Below are 26,251 nucleotides of genomic sequence, written 5' to 3' on the forward strand. Positions count from 1 at the left end.
CATCGTATCATTGGGAACAATAATAACAAATCTGACAATCTGTGTAATAATATCTGTTAAGAATCATCTTATTGGTTATCTCTTTTTAAGTTGCTCTTTTTTTTACATTGCTATAGTTAATTAACATTAGCCTATTTTTAAAAGGCGGCAGAATGAATAATCAATTAACGCGGTTTCACGCAGTGGTATCGCCGGAAACTCAGGACGATCTGCAGGCCCTTAGCGAGGCATTTGCTCTGCCAACATTAAGTTATGTCGATATTTCGCGTCAGGAACGATTAACGCAGATGATGACGCGCTGGCCACTGCTGGCCGAGTTGGCGCAAACAACAGGGAGCCGCTAGTTTATGCCGGTAATTGCGCTGCAAGGGCTGCGAGGCGGGATGGGGGCGACGTCAGTCACGGCGGCGCTCGCCTGGGCATTACAACAGTTGGGCGAGTCGGTGCTGGCGATTGATTTCGCGCCGGATAATCTGTTACGCCTGCATTTCAATACACCGTTTGAGCTGGCACGCGGCTGGGCCCGTGCAGAGCAGGACGGCGGCGACTGGCAGCAGGGTGCCATGCGCTACTGCGAAAAACTCGATTTTCTTCCTTTTGGCCGGCTAACGGCTACGGAACGACTGAATCTGCAATCCCCGGCTCGCTGGCAAGATAATCTGGCGCAGTTGGCCGCCGGCGGTCAATACAACTGGATCCTGCTGGATGTGCCGGCGGATGATGGCGTGCTGGCGCGTCAGGCGTTGGCATTGGCAGACAGCGTTTTCATGCTGATCGCCCCGGACGCCAACTGCCAGATCCGCCTGCATCAACAGGCATTGCCGGAAGGCTGCCGCTTCCTGATTAACCATTATTTTGCCGCCAGTCAGTTGCAGCAGGATCTGCATCAGCTGTGGCTGCAAACGCTGGGTGGTCTGTTGCCGGTGGTTATCCACCGCGATGAGGCGATGGCCGAGGCGCTGGCGGCAAAGCAGCCGCTGGGTGAGTACCGCCCCGAGAGCCTGGCTGCCGATGAGGTGCTGACGCTGGCCAACTGGTGCCTGATCAATCTCAAGGATGCGGCGCCATGAGCCGGGTGATGAGCCTGCTGCTGGTGCCGCCGGTCTATCAGGCCGTGCAGACGCGCTACCGAACCTACCGCCGTAACGGATCCTCGGCCTTTAGCGCTTTCTTCGCCACGTTGCTGGTGGCGTTGGGCTGGATTTTCCTGCGTTTTGAATCTCCGGGCTGGCAGCGGGTGCGTGCCGGCCGCGCCTATTGGTTCCCACATCTGTCCTTCATCCGCCCGCGCCCTGCAGATGGGCTGCGCTATCTGTTGCAGGGGCTGTGGCTGCTGCTGTTTCGCACCGGCCGCGCACCGATGGGCCGCCATTATTTCGCCGGTTGGCATCGCCTGCAATTGCGCTATGCCAACTGGCTGCAAAGGCTCCCGCACCGGTTGCAAAGCGCCGGGGTGGAGCAGCGTTCGGTGGAGCGCCTGAGCCAGATGAGCCGGCGTATGCGCCGCGTGCTGTTTATTATTGTCGGCGTGCTGGCGGCGATCCTCGCCATGCTGTGCATTTCGCAGCCCTTCGATTTGCCGGCGCAGTTCGTGTTTGTGCTGCTGTTGTGGTGCATTGCGATGGTGGTGCGCCGGGTGCCGGGCCGCCTGCCGGGGCTGATGCTGATTGTGTTGTCGCTGACCGTTTCCTGCCGCTACCTTTGGTGGCGCTACACCGCCACGCTGAACTGGGACGATCCGCTCAGCCTGATCTGCGGCCTGCTGCTGCTGGCGGCGGAAACCTATGCCTGGGTGGTGCTGGTGCTGGGGTATTTTCAGACCGTCTGGCCGCTTAACCGCCAGCCGGTGCCGCTGCCTGCCGACAGCACCACCTGGCCGACCATAGATCTGCTGGTGCCGACCTACAACGAAGATCTTGGGGTGGTGAAACCGACCATTTATGCCGCGCTGGGCATCGACTGGCCTAAAGAGAAGGTCAATATCTACCTCCTCGACGACGGCAACCGGCCCGAATTCAAAGCCTTCGCCGCAGAGGTGGGGGTGAAGTATATCGCCCGGCCGACCCATGAGCATGCCAAGGCAGGTAACATCAACAATGCGTTGAAGCAGGCCACCGGCGAGTTTGTGGCGATTTTCGACTGCGACCACGTACCGACTCGCTCCTTCCTGCAATTGACCATGGGCTGGTTCTTCAAAGACAAGAAGCTGGCGATGTTGCAGACCCCGCATCACTTCTTCTCGCCGGATCCGTTTGAGCGCAACCTCGGGCGCTTCCGCCAGACCCCGAACGAAGGCACGCTATTCTACGGCCTGGTGCAGGACGGCAACGATATGTGGGACGCGGCCTTTTTCTGCGGCTCTTGCGCCATCCTGCGCCGCAGCGCGCTGGATGAGATAGGCGGCATCGCGGTGGAAACCGTCACCGAAGATGCCCACACCTCGTTGCGTTTGCATCGTCGCGGGCACACTTCGGCCTATATCCGTATTCCACAGGCTGCCGGCTTGGCGACCGAAAGCCTGTCGGCGCACATTGGCCAGCGCATTCGTTGGGCGCGCGGCATGGTGCAGATTTTCCGGCTGGATAACCCGCTGTTCGGCAAGGGGCTGAAACTGGCGCAGCGGCTGTGTTATGCCAACGCCATGTTGCACTTCTTGTCCGGCATTCCGCGGCTGATTTTCCTTACCGCGCCCCTGGCGTTCCTGCTGCTGCACGCCTATATCATCTTTGCGCCGGCGCTGGCGATCGCGCTCTATGTGTTGCCGCACATGATCCACGCCAGCCTGACCAACTCGCGTATCCAGGGTAAATACCGTCACTCCTTCTGGAGCGAGATCTATGAAACGGTGCTGGCCTGGTATATCGCCCGGCCTACCACGGTGGCGCTGTTCAATCCGCACAAAGGCAAATTCAACGTGACCGCCAAAGGCGGTCTGGTGGAAGAGGAGCATGTCGATTGGGTGATTACCCGGCCTTATATGTTCCTGGTGGTGCTCAATCTGGCGGGATTGATCTTCGGCGTCTGGCGGTTGGGTTACGGCCCAGCGGACGAAGTCATGACGGTGATCATCAGCCTGGTGTGGGTGCTGTACAACATGACCATTCTCGGCGGCGCGGTGGCGGTGGCGGTGGAGGCCAAGCAGGTGCGCCAGGCGCACCGCGTGGAGATTGCCATGCCGGCCGCGATAGCCCGCGCCGATGGCCACTTGTTCCCTTGCACGCTGCGCGACTATTCCGATGGCGGGGTAGGGATTGAAATGCGCGTATCCGATGCGCTGAAAGAGGGCGACAAGGCATCACTGCTGTTAAAACGCGGTCAGCAGGAATACAGCTTCCCGTGCGTGGTCACGCGCGCCTTCGGCAGTAAGGTGGGGATCCGCATGGTCGATCTCAGCACCCGTGAACATATTGATTTTATTCAGTGCACCTTTGCCCGCGCCGATACCTGGGCGCTGTGGCAGGACGGGTTCCCTGAAGATAAACCGATCGAAAGCCTGCGCGACGTACTGGCGTTGGGCTTCCGGGGTTACCTGCGCATGGCGGACTATGCGCCGCCGATGGTGCGAAGCCTGCTGATCGGATTCACGACGCTGATTGCGTGGATAGCGTCGTTTATCCCGCGCGGCGTAGGCCGGAATCCGGCTTTCAGCCAAAAAGAGACAGTGGTATAGGCAAACCGCCCGCTCACTTGCCTGGTTCCCAGGCGCTAACATTGATGATGATACGATGACGAGAAAAATAACCTGGTTTACCGCCCTGGCCTTAGGCATCAGCACCCTGTCTCAGGCTGAAACCGCCACTGCGCCGACCGTCGTCGCGCCACCGGTGAGCGTACCGACCGATGCACCGGTCACTGCACCGATGGGAGCGGCTGCACCGCAGGATGCGAATGCGCCGGTCCGTGACGTGCAATTGCAGTTTGCCCAGATAGCGCCGCCGCCGGGAACCTTTACCCTGCGCGGCACCCGGCCGGATGGCCAGGTTGAATTCGGCGTACGCAGTGACGAAGTGGTGTCGCAGGCGACGCTCGATCTGGAGTTCACTCCGTCGCCGTCGCTGATCCCGGTGGAATCGCACGTCAAGGTGTACCTCAATGACGAACTGATGGGCGTGACCACCCTCACCAAAGAACAGCTCGGCAAACCGAACCGCATCCAGATGGCGATCGACCCGCGCTATATCACCGATTTTAACCGCGTGCGGTTGGTGTTCGTCGGCCATTATCAGAACATTTGCGAAAATCCGGCCAACAGTACGCTGTGGCTCGACGTCAGCAAGTCCAGCTCGCTGAATTTGCGTTTCCAAACGCTGCCATTGAAGAACGAACTGTCGCATTTCCCGGAACCCTTCCTGGACAGCCGCGACAACCGGCCGCTGACCTTGCCGATGGTATTCGCCGGCTCGCCGGACCTCGTTCAGCAGCGTGCGGCGGGCATGCTGGCCTCGTGGTTCGGCAGCAAGGCGCAGTGGCGCGGCCAGTCGTTCCCTACGCTGTATAACAAGCTGCCGGACCGGCACGCCATCGTCTTCGCCACCAATAAGCAGCGCCCGGATTTCCTGCGCGATTACCCGGTGGTCAACGGGCCAACGGTGGAAATGATCAGCCATCCGGATAATCCGTACGTCAAACTGCTGCTGGTGCAGGGGCGCGACGACAACGATTTGATCACCGCGGTAAAAGGCATTGCGCAAGGCAACATTCTGTTCCGCGGCCAGAACGTCACGGTGGACAAGGTTGAACAACTGGCGCCGCGCAAGCCGTACGATGCGCCTAACTGGGTGCGTACCGATCGGCCAATGACCTTTGCCGAGTTGCAGCAATATGCCGAACAACTGCAAACCAGCGGCATCGAACCAGGCCCGATCTCGCTGACCATGAACCTGCCGCCGGATCTGTTCCTGATCCGCAGTACCGGCATAGATATGCACCTGAAATATCGCTACACCGCGCCGCGCATTCAGGACGGTTCGCGCCTGAGCGTTAGCCTGAACAACCAGTTTGTGCAGGCCTATTCGCTGGTGCCGGAACACGAACAGGGCGCTCAATTGCTGCGTCTGCCGCTGACTCAGGGGCTGATCGATTCCGACAAGAGCGTCAATATTCCGGCGCTGCGGCTGGGTGCCAGCAACCAGATGCGTTTCGACTTTGATTACACCACGCTGCTGGCCAGTGGGGCGGAAGGGCGTTGCGAAACGTATTCCTTCACCCAAAACCACGCAGTAATCGACGGTTCATCGACCATTGATTTCTCCGGGTACCGTCACTTTATGGCGATGCCGGACCTGCGCGCCTTCGCCAATGCCGGTTTCCCGTTCAGCCGTATGGCCGACCTGTCGCAAACGCTGGTGCTGGTCAACAAGCAGCCGCAGCCGGCGCAGGTTAGCGCAATGCTGAACGCGCTGGGGATCATCGGTGCCCAAACCGGTTATCCGGCGCTGGCGATGACCTTGAGTGACGACTGGTCGCAGGCCAAAGACCGCGATGCCGATATCCTGATGATCGGCACCATTCCGCCGGAACTGCGGGACGACAAAAAAATCAGCCTGTTGGTGGATGCCACCCAGAGCTGGGTGAAGCAGCCAACGCGTCAGTTGCCGCTGCCGGCAATGGATATATTGCCGGAGGACACCAAACCGGACAGCCAGACCACCATCAGTTCCGAAGGTGCGATGTCGGCGATTATCGGCGTGCAGTCTCCGTTTAACGATCAGCGCAGCATTGTGGCGCTGCTGGCCGACAGCCCGCGCGGTTATGATTTGCTGAACACGGCGCTGTTGGACAGCGGTAAGCGTGCGGCGGTGTTTGGCTCGGTGGCGGTGATCCGCGAATCGGGGGTGAACAGCCTGCGTGTGGGCGACGTTTATTATGTCGGTCACCTGCCGTGGTGGGAGCGGATCTGGCACGCGTTGTCGACCCATCCGGTGTTGCTGGCGGCGATTGCGGTGATTGTGGTGGTGATTCTGGCGCTGATGTTGTGGCGTGGCCTGAAGGCTTTCAGCCGCCGTCGCCTGTCGCCTGAAGATCGGGATTAATCACCATGTCCGTAACGCTGAAACGCCTGACGTTAGGCATGCTGCTGTTGTGCGCATTCAGCGCGGCGGCGGCCTGCGAATGGCCGGCCTGGCAACAGTACAAACAGTTTTACGTCAGCGACGAAGGCCGGGTGATCGACCCGAGCAGCCCGAACCGCATCACCACTTCGGAAGGACAGAGCTACGGCCTGTTCTTCGCCCTGGTGGCGAACGATCGGCCAGCGTTCGACAAGTTGCTGGCGTGGACGGAAAACAACCTGGCGGCGGGCGATCTCAGCGCCCATTTGCCCGCCTGGCTGTGGGGTGAGGACGATAAAAAACGCTGGACGGTGCTGGACACGAATACGGCGTCCGATGCCGACCTGTGGATTGCCTACAATCTGCTGGAAGCCGGCCGTTTGTGGAAAAGCCGGCGTTATCAAACTCTGGGTACGCTGCTGTTGCAGCGTATCGGCCGCGAAGAAGTGGCGGATATCCCCGGGCTGGGGCTGATGTTGTTACCCGGCAAGGTCGGATTTGTGGCGGAAGACCGCTGGCGGCTCAATCCGAGCTACCTGCCGCCGCAGTTGCTGGCGCGTTTCGCCGCGCTGAACGGCCCATGGCGAGCGATGCAGCAAACCAATCAGCGGCTGTTGCTGGAAACCGCACCGCACGGCTTCTCGCCGGATTGGGCGGTGTGGCAGGTCGGTAAAGGCTGGCAACCGGACACCGCGAAACCGGATATCGGCAGCTACGACGCTATCCGGGTCTATCTGTGGGCCGGCATGCTGGCGGACGATGACGAGCATAAGGCGGCATTGGTCAAACAGCTGCTGCCGATGGCGCAATTGACCGCTCGACAGGGCGTTCCGCCGGAAAAAACCGACACCGCCAGCGGTAAAACTAGCGGTGACGGCCCGGTGGGTTTTTCCGCGGCCATGCTGCCGATGCTGGCCAATCAAACGGCTGCGCTGGACACCCAGCGTCAACGTATCAATCAACACCCGCCGGGCGACGATGCCTATTTCAGCGCCTCGCTGACGCTGTTCGGCCAGGGATGGGATCAACAACGTTATCGTTTTAATCGGCAGGGTGAACTTCAGCCCGCCTGGGGCGGCCAATGCGTAACTTCAGAATAAACTGGTTGGGCCTGGTGCCTTTAAGTTTGGCGATGCTGCCGCAGGCACAGGCGGCAGAAGCCGTCTCGCCGGAGCAGTGGCTGTTGGAGCAGGTGCGCGTCGGGGAGGCCAGAAACAAGGATGAACTGGTGCGCCAGTCGCTTTATCGGCTTGAACTGATGGATCCGAATAACCCGGACGTGATTTCAGCGCGCATGCGCCTGGCGTTGCGGCAGGGCAATCAGGCGCTGGCGCAGCAGCAACTGGATAAGCTTAAGCAGGTCGCGCCGCAGTCCAGCGCTTATCGCCAGGCGCAAATGAACATGCTGCTGACCCAGCCGGAAACCCGTCAGAAATTGCAACAGGCGCGGTTGATGGCGACCGCCGGCCGTTTGCCGGAGGCGAAAGCGCAATATGACGACCTGTTCCATGGCGATCCGCCGACGCTGGAACTGGCGGTGGAATACTGGCGTCTGGTTGCCCGTCTGCCGGGCCAGCAAGCCGCTGCGCTGAAACAGCTACAGGCGTTGGATAAAAACTATTCAGGTAACGTGCCGTTGCGCATGTCTCTGGTGCGGATGCTGTTCAGCCAGGATCGTGACGCGCAGGCCTATGATTTACTGCAAAAAATAGCCACCGATCCCGCCGGGCGCGGCGAGGCCGCCGATCTGTGGCTGGAAAAGGTCAAAGCCATGCCGGTCGGCCCGCAAAGCGTGGCGGCCCTCAATCGATTCCTCGGCGTATTTGAAACCGGCGATCAGGCGGTCAACGCCCGACAGGAACTGGCCCGACAGCAAGCGCTGTTGTCGGATCCCACCTATCTGGCGCGTGCGCGCGGGTTGGCGCAAGTGGATAAGGGCGGCAGCCGTGCGGCAATCCCCGAATTGAGAAAAGCGTTGGCGGCCTCGCCCAATGATGCCGACGTGCTGGGGGCGCTGGGCCAGGCCTATTCACGCGCCGGTAATCGTCCGCAGGCGTTGAATCTGTTCCGTCAGGCGTTGCAGGCCGATAAAGGCGGCAATAACCGCAGTAAATGGCAGAGCCTGATTAAGAGCAACGGTTATTGGTTGGCGATTGACGAAGGCGACAAGGCGTTGAAAGCCGGCAATCTGGCGTTGGCACAGCAGAAATACCAGCAGGCGAGCCAGATTGACGGCCGCGACAGCAGTGCGGCGCTCGGTCTGGGCGATGTTGCGGCGGCGCGTAAAGATGACGTTGCCGCCGAACGTTATTATCAGCAGGCGCTGAGGCTGGAACCGGGTAACGGCAGTGCGGTGCGCGGCCTGGTGAATATCTATCAGCGTCAGTCGCCGGAAAAGGCGCTGGCCTATCTCAATAGCCTGCCGCGCAGCCAGCAAAACAAGCTGCGCAGTACGCTCGACGGCCTGCAGCTTGACATGCTGAAACAGCAGGCTGACGATTTGGCCGGGCAGCAGCAATGGCATCAGGCGGCGGAAAAATACCGCCGTGCCCAATTGATGGATCCCGATGACGTCTGGCTGACCTATCGCTATGCGCAGACGCTGCGTCAGGCCGGGCAACCGCAGCAGGCGGACGCCTTGTTCAGCCGGTTGGCGCAGAAGCAGCGTGACAATCCGCAGCAGGCCTATGCTTATGCGTTATACCTCTCCGGCAGCGATCGCGACCGGCAGGCGCTGGCGCAGCTGAATACCTTGCCCGCTGCGCAGTGGAACGACAACATGCGCGAGCTGGCGCAACGGCTGAAAATGCAGGCGACGCTGGAACAGGCCGAACGGCTGCGTGCCGCAGGCGACGAACCTGGCGCGGTGGCCTTTTTGCGCCGGCAGCCGGCGGATACCCGTATCGATCTTCAGTTGGCCGATTGGGCGCTGGCCCGCGGTGAATATGACGCTGCGCTGGCCGATTATCAGCGGGTACGAGCCCGTGAGCCGAACAACCCGGATGCACGGTTGGGGGAGATTGAGGCCTATGTGGCGCAGGGCAAGCTCAGTGAGGCGCGCCAGCGCCTGCAAACCGAACCGCAGGAGCCGGAACCTTCCGGCAATAGCGGGCGGCGGGTGGCCAATGCCTGGTATGCCGTCGGGGAGCCGCAGAAAGCCAGCGATATCTTTACCCGTCTGAAAACGGCCGCGCAACAGGAACCGGCGGGGCAGGCGAAAGCGTTGATTTACCGCGATGCGGCCCGGATCGAACGTGAACAACGGCAGCCGGAATTGGCACAGCAGGACTATAAACAAGCGATGGTCGCCAGTGGCATCACGCCAAGCGTGCCGCAGGATAACGACAGCTATACCTATCTGACGCGCAATAACCCGGGTGACGACTGGCTCAAGCGCGGTATTCGATCGGACGCGGCGGATCTGTACCGCCAGCAAGATGTCAATGTTACGCTCGATCACGATTACTGGCGTTCCAGCGGCACCGGCGGCATCTCCGACTACAAAGCGCACGACACCATGTTGCAGGTGGACATGCCGCTGTACGATGGGCGGGCCTTCTTGCGGACCGATACCGTGCAACTGGATGCGGGCAGTTTCTCCTCCGACGGCAGCGGCAAGTATTACGAAACCTTCGGCACCTGCAATACCCAGGGCTGCAGCGGCGATGAACATCAGAAAACCACCGGCACCAGTGTGGCGGCCGGTTGGAAAAACGATCGCTGGGCGGGGGACATCGGTACCACGCCGATGGGCTTTGAGGTGGTCGATTGGGTGGGGGGGCTGGCCTACAGCAATGACTGGAACCACATTGGCTGGACGCTGGCGGCCTCGCGGCGGCCGATCTCCAGTTCGCTGCTGGCGTTTGGCGGGACCAAGGATCCGAATACCGGCACCACCTGGGGGGGCGTGCGCGCCACCGGGGTAAGCCTTAGCGCCAGCTACGATCGCGGCGAAGCGCACGGCGTCTGGGCTGACCTCAGCGCGCACCAGTTGACCGGCAAAAACGTCGAGGATAACCAGCGCGAGCGGTTTATGGCCGGTTATTACTACAAGCTGATCAACGAAGATAACCGCCGCGTCACCGTCGGGTTGAACACCATGCTGTGGCACTATCAAAAGGATTTGAGTGGTTACTCGCTCGGCCAGGGCGGCTATTACAGTCCGCAGCAATATATGTCGCTGGCGGTGCCGGTCAATTATCGCCAACGCACCGAAAACTGGTCCTGGGAACTGGGTGGTTCGGTGTCACTGTCCCATTCGAAAACCAACAGCCAGCGGCGTTATCCGCTGCAGGGGCTGATACCGGATTCGTTGCCGGACAAGTTCGCGGTGGAAGACGGCAGCTCCTCTTCCGGCGTCGGTTATACTTTGCGGGCGATCGTTGAGCGCCGTCTCAGCTCGCATTGGACGCTGGGCGCCGGTATCGATATTCAGCAGGCGAAGGATTATACGCCGAGCCACGCATTGATTTATCTCCGTTATTCGTTGGCGGGCTGGCAGGGCGATCTCGATTTACCGCCGCAACCGCTTACGCCTTACGCAGACTTCAAATAACCTGGTTCAGTCAGATTCGGAGTGTCGGACGCAGGGTAGTTTTGCTACCCTGTGTTAAGGCTGCACCCTGCCATTTTCCGCCGCCGGCGCTCAAGTATCAGGGCGAGACAGGACCTTTCGTTTAAGAAAAGACTGAAACCCGCGGTTTTCTTGGTTCTGCCATGGGTATGGCAAGATAAAAACAGCAGACAATCGAGTATACTCGGACCGGTCCGAAGGGGGGCAGGATACTTCTTAACCTCTTTTTTATTTCAGCCCGAATTAACGGAGAGCAGGTTTGCGGGTCAGGCGTTCATTAACGATTAAACAGATGGCAACGGTGTCCGGTGTGGCGCTGGTGACGATCTGCATATTTATCGTGATCCAGTTATTCCATTTTGTGCAGCAGCGCAGGGATGACTATGCCCAGCAACTGGAAAACATTGCTCATTCCGTGCGGCAACCGCTGGCGGAGGCCGTGCTGCGCATGGATGTGCCGGAAACCAAACGGGTGCTGAATACCTTGTTGCCGGTGGGCATTCTGACCCGTGCGGATATCGTGCTGCCGAATGAATTTCAGGCACTGCACGCCAACTTCCCGCCGGAACGTCCGGTACCTACGTTGATCGCCCGCCTCTTCGAGCTGCCGATCCAAATTTCCGTTCCGCTCTATTCGCTGGAGCGCGTGCCCGCCAACCCGCAGCCTCTGGCTTATCTGGTGCTGCAGGCCGATTCGTTCCGCATGTACCAATTCATTCTCAGCATGTTGTCGACCATGCTGTCGACTTATTTGCTGCTGGCGTTGATTCTGTCGGTCGCTATCAGCTGGTGTATGAACCGGTTGATGGTGCATCCGCTGCGAGCAATGGCGAAAGAGCTGGAAAATATTTCGCAAGATGAAGCGCCTTATCACCAACTGATGCTGCCGGCCCTGCACCAGGACGATGAGCTGGGGTTGCTGGTGCGCAACTACAACCGCAATCAGCAGCGGCTGGCTAAAGCCTATGCCGAGATGAGCCGGCTGAGCACGCGCCATCCGGTAACCGAGCTGCCTAACCAGGCGTTGTTTACCGCTCTGCTGGAACAGCATATCGCCTCCAGCCTGCGGCCCGAACGTTTCAATTTGCTGGTCATTGGCATTGAGACGCTGCATGAGGCATCGGGTGTGCTCAATCCGGCGATGCGCGAAGCGCTGTTGCTGACGTTGGCGAAGAAGCTGCGTGAGTGTATTGATGAAAACGGCGTACTGGCGCAACTGAGCAACACCGAGTTCGCTATTTTGGCCAAAGGCGTTGAGCGACCGTTCCACGCCATGCAGTTGGCGCGCCGCATCATGGCGCAAATCAATGCGCCGCTGAGCCTGCAGGAAATGCCGCTGCGGCCAAGCGCCAGCATCGGTATCGCCCACTATCTCAATGTGGGAGAGAGCGCGGAACAGCTGCTGCGCAGTGCCACTTCGGCGATGATGTCGGCGCATCGCGAAGGCAAAAATCAGATCCTGTTCTTCGAGCCGAGCCTGACGGAGCGTACCCAAAAGCGGCTGACGCAGGAAAGTGAAATTCTGCACGCCATTGATCAACGCCGTTTCACCCTGTTTTTACAACCGCAGATGGACATGAAGTCCAATGCGGTGATCGGCGCCGAGGCGCTGCTGCGTTGGCAGCAGTACGACGGCAGCTTTACTCTGCCGGCAGACGTCATTCCGTTGGCCGAGGAACTTGGCGTGATTGTGCCGCTCGGCAACTGGGTGCTGGAAGAGTCCTGCCGCATTCTGGCGGATTGGCAAACCAGAGGCATTACGCTGCCGCTGGCGGTCAACATTTCCGCCATCCAAATGCAGCATGAAGACTTTATCCCGCATCTGAAGAGCATGTTGGCGCAGCATCATATCGACCCGCGCAAGTTGCTGCTGGAAATTACCGAAACGGTGCGCATTGACGATCTCGATCGTGCGCTGGCGCTGTTGCGGGAATTGCACGATCTGGGGCTGTCGATTGCGCTGGACGATTTTGGCATGGGATATTCCAGCCTTAATTACCTTAACCGCCTGAAATGCCTGCCGATCGATTTGATTAAAATCGACAAGAGCTTTATTCAGGGGCTACCGGCGGATGACGCGATGGTACGCATCGTCAGTTCCATTTCTGAGGTGCTGCATCTGCCGGTAATGGCTGAAGGGGTCGAAAACGCCGGGCAGCGCGATTGGCTGTTGCAACACGGGATTCACAGCGGTCAGGGGTTCTTGTTTGCCCGCCCGTTGCCGCGTGCGGAGTTTGAATCGCAGTTCTGCCAACCCTTGGCTTAAGCCCTTCTATTTCTGTCTTTCGCTTCGGGCGACGTGTGCGTCGCCCGTTGACTATCCTGCCCGAAAAACGTTGGTTATCAGCTACCCCTTTTGCGTTAGTGCAAAGAAATAGTTACGCAATTCGCCGCCTTACATTCGAGCTGGCGCGTTTCAGCTCTTAAATTCGTATCAACATGTGTCTGTGGCTGCAACAAATTATTTCCATGTTGTTATGTGGGTGTTATTTTCCGCGCAAGCGATGAACAGGCGAGATAACTAGACTACCGCCTGGTGCGTGTCTTCCCCCCCAAAGGATGTTCATATGAAAATCACTATCTTTAAGAGCCTCTATTTTCAGGTGCTGACGGCGATTACGCTGGGCGTCCTGCTTGGCCATTTTTATCCTGATATTGGCGCACAGATGAAACCTCTGGGCGATGGATTCGTTAAGCTGATTAAAATGATCATCGCTCCGGTGATTTTCTGTACCGTGGTGACCGGCATTGCGGGTATGGAGAGCATGAAGGCCGTAGGCCGCACCGGTGCGATCGCGCTGCTCTATTTTGAAATTGTCAGCACCCTGGCGCTGCTGATTGGCCTGCTGATCGTCAACGTGGTGCAGCCGGGCGCGGGGATGAACATCGATCCGGGCACGCTGGATGCCAAAGCGGTGGCGGTATACGCCGAACAGGCTCAACAGCAGGGTATCATTCCATTCCTGCTGGACATCATTCCCGGCAGCGTCATTGGCGCTTTCGCCAGCGGCAACATTCTGCAGGTCTTGCTGTTTGCCGTGCTGTTCGGTTTCGCCCTGCACCGCCTGGGCGATAAAGGCCAATTGATCTTCAACGTAATCGACAGCTTCTCGCGCGTTATTTTCGGCATCATCAATATGATCATGCGCCTGGCACCGCTGGGTGCCTTCGGGGCGATGGCGTTCACCATCGGTAAGTATGGCGTGGGTACGCTGCTGCAACTCGGCCAGTTGATTGCCTGCTTCTATATTACCTGCGTGCTGTTTGTGGTGGTGGTGCTTGGCACCATTGCCCGCGCCAATGGTTTCAGCATTTTCAAATTTGTTCGCTATATCAAAGAAGAGTTGCTGATTGTGCTCGGGACCTCTTCTTCCGAGTCGGTGCTGCCGCGCATGCTCGACAAAATGGAAAAGCTGGGCTGTAAAAAATCGGTGGTGGGGCTGGTTATTCCGACAGGCTATTCCTTTAACCTGGACGGCACTTCGATCTACCTGACCATGGCGGCGGTATTTATCGCTCAGGCGACCAATACCCATATGGATATCATGCATCAGGTAACCCTGCTGGTGGTGCTGTTGCTGTCATCTAAAGGGGCTGCGGGGGTGACCGGTAGCGGCTTTATCGTGCTGGCCGCCACCATTTCCGCCGTGGGCCACCTGCCGTTGGCCGGCCTGGCGCTGATTCTGGGTATTGACCGCTTTATGTCCGAAGCCCGCGCGCTGACCAACCTGGTCGGTAACGGCGTGGCAACCGTGGTGGTGGCGAAATGGTGTAAACAGCTGGATGAAAAACAGCTGAAAGACACCTTGTCCAACAAGCACGGTAACGGTGCCGATAAAACACTGCCTTCCGCCTGATTTTAGCTTCAAATCACCGGCTGCGGCCGTAGCCGGTGATGCTTTATTCCTCCCGGTAAAGAATTCTTGCATTAAAAACCCGACTATCCATTATTTTTCACTTCAATGAGTGACATCCGCAAAGGCATGCGGTCTAACAGAGTGGTACACTTTCTGCTTTCCGCCCCACTGTGAAACTCAGGGCGTATTTGTAGGCTGTACGACACAGCCTAATATTCCGGTGAATGGAATATCCGCATTTGTATATAGAAATTGGATAGTAATTAAGTAGGGGTTCACATGCAGGGCACCAGAATTCATCTCATAGTGGGTGGGCTGTTGTTGGCTGTAGCCAACGGCAGCGTGCAGGCTGAAGCACTACAACCCGATCCTGCCTGGCAGCAGGGTAAGCTCGATAACGGGTTTTCATGGCAGATACTCGATACGCCGCAGCGACCGAGCGATCGCGTCGAGCTGCGGTTGATGGTCAATACCGGCTCGCTGGTGGAGTCTTCCCAGCAGATCGGTTTTGCCCACCTGCTGCCGCGCCTGTCGCTGGCACGCAGTGAAAGCTTTACGCCACCGCAGTTGCGTTCGCTGTGGCAGCAGAGTGTGGACAGCGAGCGGCCTTTGCCGCCTGCAATCAGCTCTTATGATTTCACCCTGTATAATCTCAGCCTGCCGAATAACCGCCCAGATTTGCTGAAAGAAGCGCTGGCGTGGCTTTCCGATACCACGGGCAAGCTGGCGATCGACGAACATACCGTGCATGCGGTGGTGAACTCGAGCGTCGACCCGGTCGGCACTTTCCCGCCGAACCCCAAAGAGGCTTGGTGGCGCTATCGCCTGAAAGGCTCGACGCTGCTGGCGCACGATCCGGCTCAGCCGGTGAAACGGCCGGTGAATGTCGATCAACTGAAGAAGTTCTATCAGCAATGGTACACGCCGGACGCGATGACTCTGTACGTGGTGGGTAAAGTGGACAGCCGCAGCCTGGGCGAGCAGATCAACAAAGCTTTCTCGCCGCTGAAAGGGAAACGTGAAACGCCGGCCACCATGCCGACGCTGACGCCGTTGCCGCCACAGCCGGTCAGCCTGATCAGCGAGCAGGTGAAGCAGGATACGTTGTCGATCATGTGGGACGCGCCGTGGCACCCGATCCGCGATTCGCAGAACCTTAGCCGTTACTGGCGCAGCGATATCGCCCGCGAGGCGCTGTTCTGGCACCTTCAGCAGGTGTTGGAAAAGAGCGATCAGAAAAACCTGCATTTGGGCTTTGATTGCCGTGTGCAGTACCAGCGTGCCCAGTGCGCGATTCACCTTGATACGCCGAACAACAATCTGAACAACAGCCTGGGCTTTATCGCCCGCGAATTGGTCAACGTGCGGAACAATGGGCTGTCGCAGGACGAGTTTAACGGCCTGTTGGCACAGAAGAACGATCAACTGAGCAAGCTGTTCGCCACCTATGCTCGCACCGACACTGACGTGCTGATGAGCCAGCGTCTGCGCTCGCAGCAAAGCGGTGTTGTGGACATCGCGCCGGAGCAATATCAAAAACTGCGTCAGGAGTTCCTGTCCGGATTAACGCTGGAAGCGCTGAACCAGGAGCTGAAGCTTCAGCTCTCGCAGGATGCGACGTTGGTGTTGATGCAGCCGAAGGGCGAACCGGAAATGAGCATGAAGCAGTTGCAGGAAACCTATAACGGCATTATGGCGCCGGCGCCGGCCGTGGTGACGGAAGAGATCAAACCGACCGACACCGCTCCGGCTCCGGAGACCAGCGCGCAGTAAAAGCAAAGGGGGCGGCTCGCCCCCTTAGTTGCGGTACAGTACCTTGATGATGTGGTAGCCGAACTGGGTTTTCACCGGGCCATAAGGCTTCAGCAGCGGGATGCTGAACACCGCTTTATCAAAGGCCGCCACCATGGTGCCCTTGTTGAATTCGCCCAGGGCACCGCCGTTGCGCTTTGACGGGCAACTGGAATATTTGCGCGCCAGCGTGTCGAAGCTGACGCCGCGCTTCAGCTTGGCCAGCAGATCGTTGGCCAGTTTTTCGTTATCTACCAAAATGTGCAGGGCGCACGCCGTCTTTGCCATGGTATTGCCTTATCGATACAGAAATTGCGCCGAGTATACCCGTTAAATCTCATCGGCGCTTTCTGCTACAATCCTCTTCCACGTGATAAAGCCGAGCAATAAAGCGCCATGCGATTAAATCCCAGCCAACAACAAGCCGTCGAATTCGTTACCGGGCCTTGCCTGGTGCTGGCCGGTGCAGGTTCCGGCAAGACGCGCGTCATCACCAATAAAATCGCTCACCTGATCCACAACTGTGGTTATCAGGCGCGGCATATCGCCGCCGTGACCTTTACCAACAAGGCGGCGCGCGAGATGAAAGAGCGTGTGGCGCAAACCATGGGGCGCAAAGAAGCGCGCGGGCTGATGATTTCCACTTTTCATACGCTGGGTCTGGAAATCATCAAGCGTGAATACGCCGCGCTGGAGATGAAGTCCAACTTCTCGCTGTTTGACGATCAGGATCAGCTGGCGTTGTTGAAAGAGCTGACTGAAAAATGGCTGGAGAATGACAAAACGCTGGTGGCGCAGCTGATTTCGACTATCTCCAACTGGAAAAATGACCTGGTCGACCCCAAAAAGGCGATGGAGCTGGCACGTTCCGAACGTGACAAGCTGTTCGCTCATTGCTACGGCCTGTATCACGCCCATATGAGGGCGTGTAACGTGCTGGATTTCGACGATTTGATCCTGTTGCCGACCTTACTGCTGCAGCGTAATGAAGAAGTGCGCGAGCGTTGGCAGAATCGTATTCGTTATCTGTTGGTGGATGAGTATCAGGACACCAATACCAGCCAGTATGAACTGGTAAAACTGCTGGTGGGTAATCGTGCGCGCTTTACCGTGGTAGGGGATGATGACCAGTCGATCTACTCTTGGCGCGGCGCGCGGCCGCAAAATTTGGTGTTGCTGAAGGAAGATTTCCCGGCGCTGCAGGTGATCAAGCTGGAGCAAAACTACCGTTCCAGCGAACGCATTCTGAAAGCGGCGAATATTCTGATCGCCAATAATCCGCACGTATTTGAAAAACGGCTATTTTCCGAGCTGGGCTACGGTGAAGAGCTGAAAGTGGTGACTGCGAATAATGAGGATCACGAGGCCGAGCGGGTGGTAGGGGAACTGATTGCCCACCACTTCGTGAAGAAAACCAATTACGGCGATTATGCGATTCTCTATCGCGGTAACCACCAGTCGCGGCTGTTCGAAAAAATGCTGATGCAGAACCGCATTCCTTACAAGATTTCCGGCGGTACCTCGTTTTTCTCGCGGCCGGAAATCAAGGATTTGCTGGCCTATTTGCGCGTACTGACCAACCAGGATGACGACAGCGCTTTCCTACGTATCGTCAATACGCCAAAGCGTGAGATTGGTCCTGCGACGCTGCAAAAGTTGGGTGAGTGGGCTAATCAGCGTAACAAAAGCCTGTTTCGCGCCAGTTTCGATCTGGGCCTGAGCCAGCATCTGACCGGCCGCGGGCTGGAGTCGCTGCAACGCTTCACCCATTGGCTGGACGGTATCGCCCAACTGGCGGAGCGCGAACCTGTGGCCGCGGTGCGCGACCTGATCCACGGCGTGGATTATGAAAGCTGGCTGTTTGAAACGTCACCCAGCCCGAAAGCCGCCGAAATGCGCATGAAAAACGTCAACACCTTGTTTGGTTGGATGACGGAAATGCTCGAAGGTAGCGAGCTGGATGAGCCGATGACGCTGACCCAGGTGGTGACGCGCTTTACCCTGCGGGACATGATGGAACGCGGCGAAAGCGATGAGGAACTGGATCAGGTTCAATTAATGACGCTGCACGCTTCCAAAGGGCTGGAGTTTCCTTATGTGTTCCTGGTGGGAATGGAGGAGGGATTATTACCGCATCAGAGCAGCATCGACGAGGATAACGTCGATGAAGAGCGGCGTTTGGCCTATGTGGGGATCACTCGTGCCCAAAAAGAGCTGATTTTCACGCTGTGCCGCGAGCGCCGCCAATATGGCGAGCTGGTGCGGCCGGAACCGAGCCGTTTCTTGCTGGAGCTGCCGCAGGATGATCTGGCGTGGGAAAGCGAACGTAAGGTGGTCAGCCCGCAGGAGCGGATGCAAAAAGGGCAGAGCCATTTGGCCAATATTCGCGCGCAGCTGGCCAAGGCCAAGGGTGAAGGCTAAAAAGAAAGGGCGCTTGGCGCCCTTGTCATATTAACGTTGTTCTTCCAGCATCAGCGGCCAGTGCACATAGCTTTGCCAGTGGCTTTCCTGATCCAGCGCCTCTGCACGTAGCGGGTGCTGTTCCAGCCAGCCCGACGGCAGGATCACCGTCAGCTCGTCATCGTTATTGGCGCGCAGGCGCACCGCAGGCAGCGTGTCGTCGCGGCGTCGGCTGGCAAAGATGATGGCCAGCCGCAAAATGCGGCATAAACGTTGCGCCATACGCGGCGGCAGGGCGTTTTGCTGGCTCAGCAGCGGCAGATCGATAGGGTTGCTCTGGTTTTGCAACAGCGTAGCCAACAGCTTTTTTTGCGCCGGCGTGAAACCGGGTAAATCCAGATGGCGGATCAGGTAGGCGGCGTGTTGTGGCGCCTGCTTGAAATCAACGCTAAGGCCGATTTCGTGGATCAGGCAGGCGCTGTGCAATAACTCGCGACATCGTGCGTCCAACTGCCACTCATTGCTCACCTGCTGCGAGAAGTTGGCAGCCAGTTGGCTGACGCGCTCGGCCTGTTCGGTATCCAGCAGGTAGCGCCGTTGCAGATTGCGAATGGTGCGGCTGCGGATATCCTGTTCAACCGGCAGATGCAGCATGCCGTAGACCAGTCCTTCGCGCAGCGCGCCGCCGGCCAGCATCATGCTTTCAATGCCCAGCTCCTGGAAAATCGCCAGCAGGATCGACAGCCCGCTTGGAAACACCAGTGCGCGTTCCAGCGTCAAGCCTTCGATTTCCAACTCTTCCAGCTTGCCGCATTGAATGGCGCGCTGTTTCAATTGACGCAGCTTAGGCAGGGTGATGCGCTCATCCATACCTTGCGCCACCATGATTTCCTGCAGTGCCTGTACGGTGCCTGAAGCGCCGACGCAGATTTGCCAGCCGTGCTGACGCAGATGCGGTGCGATAGGGCGCACCATTTCGCGCGCGGCTTGCTCGGCGCGTTCGAAATTATCCTGCCCCAGATTACGATCGCTAAAGAAACGCTCCAGCCAGGTGACACAGCCCATAGACAGGCTATATAGCTGGGCGGCCTGAGCGCCGGTACCGGTCACCAACTCGGTGCTGCCACCGCCGATATCGACCACCAAACGCTGGTCCGGCCCGCCAGTGGTGTGGGCAACGCCATGATAAATCAAACGCGCTTCTTCTTCGCCGCTGATCACCTGGATCGGACAACCGAGAATTTGCTCGGCGGTCTGCAGGAATTCATCGGCATTTGACGCCAGACGCAGCGTGGCCGTAGCGACCACACGGATCTGGGCGCGGGGGATGTCCTGCAAGCGTTCGGAGAACAGCTTCAGGCATTGCCAACCGCGCTGCATGGCGTCATGCGACAGGTGATTGTTCTGATCCAGCCCGGCCGCCAGACGCACTTTACGCTTGATGCGCGCCAGGGTCTGAATGCTGCCGGCCACTTCCCGCACCACCAGCATGTGGAAGCTGTTGGAACCGAGATCGATAGCGGCATAGAGCGTGCTGGAACTGAGCATGGTTATCAGCCTGGACGTTTACGGTTATTGCGTGGTGCACCGCCGCCACGACGCGGCGCGGAATTACGGCGTGGGCCGTTGCCACCGCGTGGACGCGCAAGGCGTTTCGGCGCAGGCAGGTCAGTCAGCAACGCGTCGCTGTTGTACTTGCTCACCGGAATGCTGTGGCCGGTATAGGTTTCGATCGCCGGCAGGTTGAGCGCGTACTCTTCGCAGGCCAGGCTGATGGAATGGCCGCTTTCGCCTGCACGGCCGGTACGACCGATACGGTGAACATAGTCTTCGCAGTCGTCAGGCAAATCGTAGTTGAACACATGCGTGACCAACGGGATGTGCAGGCCGCGGGCGGCGACGTCGGTGGCGACCAGAATATCGAGGTTGCCTTTGGTGAAGTCTTCCAGAATACGCAGGCGTTTTTTCTGCGCCACATCGCCGGTCAGCAGGCCTACGCGGTGGCCGTCGGCCGCCAAATGCCCCCAGACGTCTTCACAGCGATGCTTGGTGTTGGCGAAGATGATGCAGCGGTCCGGCCACTCTTCTTCGATCAGCGTCTGCAACAGGCGCATCTTTTCTTCGTTGGACGGGTAGAACAGTTCTTCCTGAATGCGATGGCCGGTTTTCTGTTCCGGTTCCACTTCAACATATTCAGCGTTGTTCATCTGCTCGAAAGCCAGTTCGCGTACGCGATAGGACAGGGTGGCGGAGAACAGCATGTTCAGGCGTTGATCGACCGCAGGCATGCGGCGGAACAGCCAGCGAATGTCTTTGATAAAGCCCAGATCGTACATGCGATCGGCTTCATCCAGCACCACAACCTGGATCGCGCCCAGATCGATGTAGTTCTGTTTGGCGTAATCGATTAAACGGCCGGTAGTGCCCACCAGAATATCTACGCCGCTTTCCAGCACTTTCAGCTGTTTGTCGTAGCCGTCGCCGCCGTACGCCAGACCAAGTTTCAGGCCGGTGGATTGGGAGAGGGCTTCCGCATCGGAGTGGATCTGCACCGCCAGTTCACGCGTTGGCGCCATGATCAAGGCGCGCGGCTGGTTGGTCTGGCGACCCTGTTTCGCCGGGTTAGAAAGCAAATAGTGAAAAGTAGACGCTAAAAATGCCAGCGTCTTTCCGGTACCGGTTTGCGCCTGACCTGCAACGTCACGCCCGGAGAGCGTGAGCGGCAATGCTAACGCCTGGATAGGCGTGCAATGGTGAAACCCTTTTTTTTCAAGGGCTTCAAGGACTAACGGGTGCAGGGCGAAGTCGGAAAACTTCTGTTCGGTCAAGTGTGTTTTGCTCATAGTGTGGTAGAATATCAGCTAACTATTGCTTTACGAAAGCACATCCGTTGAAATAAACGCGGTGAAATAAAATCACCTTAGGTTGGTTAATGCTACACCAACAAGGTAGACATAATCCTGTGGAGTAGAACATGAGCGATAAAATTATTCACCTGACTGACAGCAGCTTCGACACCGACGTGCTAAAAGCTGAAGGGCCAATCCTGGTCGATTTCTGGGCTGAATGGTGTGGACCGTGCAAGATGATTGCTCCGATCCTGGATGAAATTGCCGTTGAGTTCGAAGGCAAGTTGACCATCACCAAGCTGAATATCGATCAAAACCCGGCAACCGCACCTAAGTACGGTATCCGCGGTATCCCGACGCTGTTGCTGTTCAAAAACGGTGAAGTGGCTGCGACCAAGGTGGGTGCGTTGTCCAAAGGTCAGCTCAAAGACTTCCTGAACGCGAATCTGTAATCGGCTGTAACGCCCTATATCCTATGGGATCAAAGCCGTAGCCAATAAGGTTGTAGCTTCAGCGGCAATGGGGATATTCAGGCGTCTGGCGGGGATTTAAATTCACCGCTAGACGCCTGCCAATAAGCGTGTTAAGTTTAGCCACACTGCATATAGAACTTGCCCGAAGTTTTAAATCTAAAGAGTTTGAATCTAAAGCTATACTCTGTGCTGAACCGCTGGTGTTGACAGTAAAATGAACTCAACCCGTGTTTTAGCAGTCAAACGGTTTTGCAAAATCAATTTTAAGGTACCTTCGATCTTAAACCGTCAATGCGCGCGTCTCTTGTAAGCCATTTCTTACCGTGACAGCTCAGCGCCCGGTGGTCGAACGTCCAGTAAACAGGCACGTATCACGCTGCCATACCATTCACGATAGCAGTTCGAGACACACCCCGAGTTTAAGAACCCACCACTATGAATCTTACCGAATTAAAGAATACGCCGGTTTCTGAGCTGATTACTCTCGGCGAAAATATGGGGCTGGAAAACCTTGCCCGTATGCGCAAGCAGGACATTATCTTCTCCATCCTTAAGCAGCATGCGAAAAGTGGAGAAGATATCTTCGGCGATGGCGTGTTGGAGATATTGCAGGATGGATTTGGTTTCCTCCGCTCTGGAGACAGTTCCTACCTTGCAGGCCCCGACGACATCTACGTATCCCCTAGCCAAATCCGCCGTTTCAACCTCCGTACAGGTGACTCCGTTTCAGGTAAGATTCGTCCGCCAAAAGAAGGCGAGCGCTATTTTGCCCTGTTGAAGGTTAATGAAGTCAACTACGACAAACCGGAAAACGCCCGCAGCAAGATCCTGTTCGAGAACTTAACCCCGCTGCATGCCAACTCCCGTCTGCGGATGGAACGTGGCAACGGTTCAACCGAAGACCTGACAGCGCGCGTACTGGATCTGGCTTCTCCGATTGGCCGTGGTCAGCGTGGCCTGATTGTTGCTCCACCGAAAGCCGGTAAAACCATGCTGCTGCAGAACATTGCGCAGAGCATCGCTTACAACCATCCCGACTGCGTGCTGATGGTGCTGCTGATCGACGAGCGTCCGGAAGAAGTTACCGAGATGCAGCGTCTGGTGAAGGGTGAAGTCATCGCCTCTACCTTCGACGAGCCGGCTTCCCGTCACGTCCAGGTTGCGGAAATGGTGATCGAGAAGGCCAAGCGTCTGGTTGAGCACAAGAAAGACGTTATCATCCTTCTTGACTCCATCACCCGTTTGGCACGTGCCTACAACACCGTTGTGCCTGCTTCCGGTAAAGTACTGACCGGTGGTGTGGACGCCAATGCCCTGCATCGTCCCAAGCGTTTCTTCGGTGCGGCACGTAACGTTGAGGAGGGCGGTAGCCTGACCATCATCGCTACTGCGCTGGTAGATACCGGTTCCAAAATGGACGAGGTTATCTACGAAGAGTTTAAAGGTACCGGCAACATGGAATTGCATCTGGCGCGCAAAATCGCCGAGAAGCGAGTATTCCCTGCGATCGACTACAATCGCTCCGGTACCCGTAAAGAAGAGTTACTCACCACGTCTGAAGAACTGCAAAAAATGTGGATCCTGCGTAAAATCATTCACCCAATGGGTGAGATTGATGCGATGGAGTTCCTCATTAACAAGTTGGCCATGACCAAGACCAACGATGAGTTCTTCGATATGATGAAGCGCTCATAATGACGACGCGCTCATAATTGAGTAAAAAATTCAGAGAACGCCACGCCTAGTCGTGGCGTTTTTTGCATTTGGCGGATACGATAAGTAACAGAAATGGAAATGTAAGTTTTGTGTGACTTACTGAGAATTCATCTTATTTGCGGTCGGCGCTTTGCCGCTCGCGCTTTGTTGCTGTCTAAACGGCGGGCACACACATTGGCGTAAGAATGAATGGCTGTTGTCATAGGAAATGACTGAAAGGTAGCGGGATTCAATGGCGCAACCTGTCGCCCGTGTTAAGCTGCCTTATCTTCTACAGAGATCTGTTAACTGTGAACTTACTCACTATGAGTACTGAAATTCTATTTGTTTTCCTGTTTTCTTTGGCGTTTCTCTTTGTTGCCCGTAAAGCAGCAAAACGTATTGGTCTGGTTGATAAACCTAATTACCGTAAGCGTCATCAGGGGTTAATTCCTCTTGTCGGCGGTATTTCCGTTTATGCCGGGCTGTGCTTTGCCTTTCTTATCTCTGACCAAACGATTGCGCACGGCAAACTTTACCTGACTTGTGCGGGTATATTGGTGTTCGTTGGTGCTCTCGACGATCGTTTCGATATCAGCGTGAAAATTCGTGCTCTTGTTCAGGCGTTGGTTGGCATCGCGATGATGGTTTTCGCCGGTCTCTATCTGCGCAGTTTCGGCCATGTGCTGGGTGACTGGGAAATGCAGCTGGGGCCTTTCGGCTATCTGGTCACGCTGTTTGCCGTTTGGGCCGCCATCAACGCCTTTAACATGGTGGACGGCATTGACGGTCTGTTGGGTGGGCTTTCATGCGTTTCTTTCGGTGCGCTGGGTGTTCTGCTGTATCTGAGCGGCCATTCTGATTTGGCTTTCTGGTGCTTCGCGATGATCGCCACCATCGTTCCCTATATCCTGCTTAACCTCGGCATTCTTGGCCGGCGGTATAAGGTATTCATGGGGGATGCAGGCAGTACGCTGATCGGCTTCACCGCTATCTGGCTATTGCTGCAAAGCTCGCAGGGTAAAGTTCACTCCATCAATCCGGTTACTGCCCTGTGGATTATCGCTATTCCGCTGATGGACATGATTGCGATCATGTACCGTCGCTTACGCAAGGGGATGAGCCCCTTCTCCCCCGATCGTCAACACATTCACCATCTGATTATGCGCGCAGGCTTTACGCCGCGGCAGGCTTTCGTGCTGATTACCCTGGCGGCAGCGCTGCTGGCGGCGATTGGCGTGCTTGGCGAGCGTCTTACTTTTGTCCCTGAATGGGTAATGTTGGCATTATTCTTGCTTGCTTTCTTCTTGTACGGTTATTGCATCAAACGCGCCTGGCGTGTTGCACGTTACATTAAGCGTATCAAGCGCCGCTTACGGCGTTCGACCGACAATAAGCAAGTATCTTAACCAGAGGCTTTTGGGCAGTGATGAATCCAGAAACAACGTCTGACAAGAATATCTCGGCAGTGGATAACGAACTCGATATCCGCGGCTTGTGTCGTACCCTGTGGCGCGGCAAGCAATGGATCATCGGCATGGCGGCATTGTTCGCGGTGGTTGCGCTGGTCGTATCCTACCTGGTGAAACAGGAATGGAGTGCGGCGGCAATTACCGATCGGCCAACCGTGAATGCACTGGGGGGCTATTATTCCCAGCAGCAATTCCTGCGAAATCTGGATGTACGTACTCTGCCGGCGGTCTCGGCTGAGCAACCGGGCATTGCTGACGAAGCCTATAATGAATTCATTATGCAGTTGGCGGCATACGATACGCGTCGCGATTTCTGGCTGCAGAGCGATTATTACAAACAGCGTCAGGAAGGTGATGCACGTGCCGATGCGGCATTGCTTGATGAACTGATTAACAACGTTCAGTTTACGCCGCGCGATGACAAAAAAGTGCCGAACGACGGCGTGAAGCTGACGGCGGAAACTGCGGCGGACGCCAATCACCTGCTGCGCCAGTACGTGGCTTTTGCCAGCCATCGTGCAGCCCAGCATCTGAATGAAGAAATCCAGGGCGCATGGGCTGCCCGCACCACCTCGATGAAAGCGCAGGTGAAGCGTCAGGAGGCGGTGGCGGACGCGGTTTACAAGCGCGAGCTGAACACTATTGAGCAGGCGCTGAAAATTGCCGAGACGCAGGGCATCAGCCGGACTCAAACCGACACGCCGGCCGAACAATTGCCAGATTCCGATCTGTTCCTGCTGGGGAAACCTATGCTGCAGGCGCGTCTGGAAGGGCTGCAGGCTTCAGGGCCAACCTACGATCTGGATTACGATCAAAATCGTGCGATGTTGTCGACATTGAATGTTGGTCCGACTCTGGACGAGAAATTTCAGACTTACCGCTATTTGCGGACCCCGGAAGAACCGGTAAAACGTGACAGCCCGCGGCGGGTATTCTGGTTGATCATGTGGGGCGCGATGGGCGCTTTGGTTGGCGCAGGTATTGCCCTGGTGCGCCGCCCGCGTAATTAAAAATAATATAATAATTCGCTTATGGGCGTGTGAGCGCCCAATTCGCAGGTATGCCTGCGATTAACCGACCAAAAGAGATTC

At 57.1% G+C, this 26,251-nt stretch carries 17 protein-coding genes; 14 read left to right on the forward strand and 3 right to left on the reverse strand.

Features of this window, described 5'->3' with window-relative positions; translation table 11 throughout:
* Window positions 1–152: 152 nt before the first annotated feature.
* From bcsR to QZQ97_RS20255, 9 genes are all read left to right on the forward strand, one after another.
* Complete coding sequence (gene bcsR, locus QZQ97_RS20215; protein WP_311994903.1) at window positions 153–344, forward strand: cellulose biosynthesis protein BcsR; 192 nt, start codon at window positions 153–155, stop codon at window positions 342–344.
* Between the two features lie 3 nt (window positions 345–347).
* Window positions 348–1,070, forward strand: coding sequence for a cellulose biosynthesis protein BcsQ (gene bcsQ, locus QZQ97_RS20220; RefSeq protein WP_311994904.1), 723 nt, complete (start codon window positions 348–350; stop codon window positions 1,068–1,070).
* On the forward strand, window positions 1,067–3,670 hold the full coding sequence (bcsA, locus tag QZQ97_RS20225) for a UDP-forming cellulose synthase catalytic subunit (protein ID WP_311994905.1): 2,604 nt from the start codon (window positions 1,067–1,069) through the stop codon (window positions 3,668–3,670). Before bcsQ ends, bcsA begins: the two co-directional genes overlap by 4 nt.
* A gap of 55 nt (window positions 3,671–3,725) precedes the next feature.
* Complete coding sequence (gene bcsB / locus QZQ97_RS20230; RefSeq protein ID WP_311994906.1) at window positions 3,726–6,032, forward strand: cellulose biosynthesis cyclic di-GMP-binding regulatory protein BcsB; 2,307 nt, start codon at window positions 3,726–3,728, stop codon at window positions 6,030–6,032.
* Window positions 6,033–6,037: 5 nt separating this feature from the next.
* Window positions 6,038–7,150, forward strand: a complete 1,113-nt coding sequence (gene bcsZ / locus QZQ97_RS20235; protein WP_311994907.1) for a cellulose synthase complex periplasmic endoglucanase BcsZ — start codon at window positions 6,038–6,040, stop codon at window positions 7,148–7,150.
* A complete protein-coding gene (gene bcsC, locus QZQ97_RS20240; RefSeq protein WP_311994908.1) occupies window positions 7,132–10,605 on the forward strand; it encodes a cellulose synthase complex outer membrane protein BcsC in 3,474 nt (1,157 codons plus the stop codon). Before bcsZ ends, bcsC begins: the two co-directional genes overlap by 19 nt.
* Before the next feature lie 277 nt (window positions 10,606–10,882).
* Entirely contained in the window at window positions 10,883–12,889 is a 2,007-nt protein-coding gene (gene hmsP, locus QZQ97_RS20245) for a biofilm formation regulator HmsP (RefSeq protein ID WP_311994909.1), read from the forward strand.
* A 301-nt stretch (window positions 12,890–13,190) separates the two neighbouring features.
* Window positions 13,191–14,480, forward strand: coding sequence for a dicarboxylate/amino acid:cation symporter (locus tag QZQ97_RS20250; protein ID WP_311994910.1), 1,290 nt, complete (start codon window positions 13,191–13,193; stop codon window positions 14,478–14,480).
* 279 nt (window positions 14,481–14,759) lie between these two features.
* Complete coding sequence (locus QZQ97_RS20255; protein WP_311994911.1) at window positions 14,760–16,253, forward strand: M16 family metallopeptidase; 1,494 nt, start codon at window positions 14,760–14,762, stop codon at window positions 16,251–16,253.
* Between the two features lie 24 nt (window positions 16,254–16,277).
* On the opposite strand, the gene ppiC is transcribed toward QZQ97_RS20255, so the two are convergent.
* Window positions 16,278–16,559, reverse strand: coding sequence for a peptidylprolyl isomerase PpiC (ppiC, locus tag QZQ97_RS20260; protein WP_004950862.1), 282 nt, complete (start codon window positions 16,557–16,559; stop codon window positions 16,278–16,280).
* Between the two features lie 108 nt (window positions 16,560–16,667).
* Between ppiC and rep the strand changes: the two genes are divergently transcribed.
* Window positions 16,668–18,692, forward strand: a complete 2,025-nt coding sequence (gene rep, locus QZQ97_RS20265; protein ID WP_020438282.1) for a DNA helicase Rep — start codon at window positions 16,668–16,670, stop codon at window positions 18,690–18,692.
* Between the two features lie 30 nt (window positions 18,693–18,722).
* On the opposite strand, the gene ppx is transcribed toward rep, so the two are convergent.
* A complete protein-coding gene (gene ppx, locus QZQ97_RS20270; protein ID WP_065505696.1) occupies window positions 18,723–20,219 on the reverse strand; it encodes an exopolyphosphatase in 1,497 nt (498 codons plus the stop codon).
* A 5-nt stretch (window positions 20,220–20,224) separates the two neighbouring features.
* The gene (rhlB, locus tag QZQ97_RS20275; RefSeq protein ID WP_119804677.1) at window positions 20,225–21,514 is read right to left on the reverse strand and encodes an ATP-dependent RNA helicase RhlB; all 1,290 of its coding nucleotides are present in this window, start codon (window positions 21,512–21,514) and stop codon (window positions 20,225–20,227) included.
* Between the two features lie 131 nt (window positions 21,515–21,645).
* Here rhlB and trxA point away from each other — a divergent pair, with 131 nt between their 5' ends.
* The 4 genes from trxA (at window position 21,646) to wzzE (ending at window position 26,170) form a co-directional block, all read left to right on the forward strand.
* A complete protein-coding gene (trxA, locus tag QZQ97_RS20280; RefSeq protein ID WP_208904529.1) occupies window positions 21,646–21,972 on the forward strand; it encodes a thioredoxin TrxA in 327 nt (108 codons plus the stop codon).
* Between the two features lie 456 nt (window positions 21,973–22,428).
* The gene (gene rho, locus QZQ97_RS20285) at window positions 22,429–23,688 is read left to right on the forward strand and encodes a transcription termination factor Rho (RefSeq protein ID WP_004950874.1); all 1,260 of its coding nucleotides are present in this window, start codon (window positions 22,429–22,431) and stop codon (window positions 23,686–23,688) included.
* 311 nt (window positions 23,689–23,999) lie between these two features.
* Window positions 24,000–25,097, forward strand: coding sequence for a UDP-N-acetylglucosamine--undecaprenyl-phosphate N-acetylglucosaminephosphotransferase (gene wecA / locus QZQ97_RS20290; RefSeq protein ID WP_119804676.1), 1,098 nt, complete (start codon window positions 24,000–24,002; stop codon window positions 25,095–25,097).
* 20 nt (window positions 25,098–25,117) lie between these two features.
* Window positions 25,118–26,170: an ECA polysaccharide chain length modulation protein gene (wzzE, locus tag QZQ97_RS20295; protein WP_311994912.1), complete on the forward strand. Its 1,053-nt coding sequence runs from the start codon at window positions 25,118–25,120 to the stop codon at window positions 26,168–26,170.
* Window positions 26,171–26,251: the final 81 nt, after the last annotated feature.

Source organism: Serratia sp. root2, from assembly GCF_031931805.1.
Classification (GTDB): Bacteria; Pseudomonadota; Gammaproteobacteria; order Enterobacterales; family Enterobacteriaceae; genus Serratia; species Serratia inhibens.

Coding starts and splice junctions, on each gene's coding strand:
- bcsR (WP_311994903.1), top strand. CDS start 153: ATGAATAATCAATTAACGCGGTTTCACGCAGTGGTATCGCCGGAAACT.
- bcsQ (WP_311994904.1), top strand. CDS start 348: ATGCCGGTAATTGCGCTGCAAGGGCTGCGAGGCGGGATGGGGGCGACG.
- bcsA (WP_311994905.1), top strand. CDS start 1,067: ATGAGCCGGGTGATGAGCCTGCTGCTGGTGCCGCCGGTCTATCAGGCC.
- bcsB (WP_311994906.1), top strand. CDS start 3,726: ATGACGAGAAAAATAACCTGGTTTACCGCCCTGGCCTTAGGCATCAGC.
- bcsZ (WP_311994907.1), top strand. CDS start 6,038: ATGTCCGTAACGCTGAAACGCCTGACGTTAGGCATGCTGCTGTTGTGC.
- bcsC (WP_311994908.1), top strand. CDS start 7,132: ATGCGTAACTTCAGAATAAACTGGTTGGGCCTGGTGCCTTTAAGTTTG.
- QZQ97_RS20250 (WP_311994910.1), top strand. CDS start 13,191: ATGAAAATCACTATCTTTAAGAGCCTCTATTTTCAGGTGCTGACGGCG.
- QZQ97_RS20255 (WP_311994911.1), top strand. CDS start 14,760: ATGCAGGGCACCAGAATTCATCTCATAGTGGGTGGGCTGTTGTTGGCT.
- ppiC (WP_004950862.1), bottom strand. CDS start 16,559: ATGGCAAAGACGGCGTGCGCCCTGCACATTTTGGTAGATAACGAAAAA.
- rep (WP_020438282.1), top strand. CDS start 16,668: ATGCGATTAAATCCCAGCCAACAACAAGCCGTCGAATTCGTTACCGGG.
- ppx (WP_065505696.1), bottom strand. CDS start 20,219: ATGCTCAGTTCCAGCACGCTCTATGCCGCTATCGATCTCGGTTCCAAC.
- rhlB (WP_119804677.1), bottom strand. CDS start 21,514: ATGAGCAAAACACACTTGACCGAACAGAAGTTTTCCGACTTCGCCCTG.
- trxA (WP_208904529.1), top strand. CDS start 21,646: ATGAGCGATAAAATTATTCACCTGACTGACAGCAGCTTCGACACCGAC.
- rho (WP_004950874.1), top strand. CDS start 22,429: ATGAATCTTACCGAATTAAAGAATACGCCGGTTTCTGAGCTGATTACT.
- wzzE (WP_311994912.1), top strand. CDS start 25,118: ATGAATCCAGAAACAACGTCTGACAAGAATATCTCGGCAGTGGATAAC.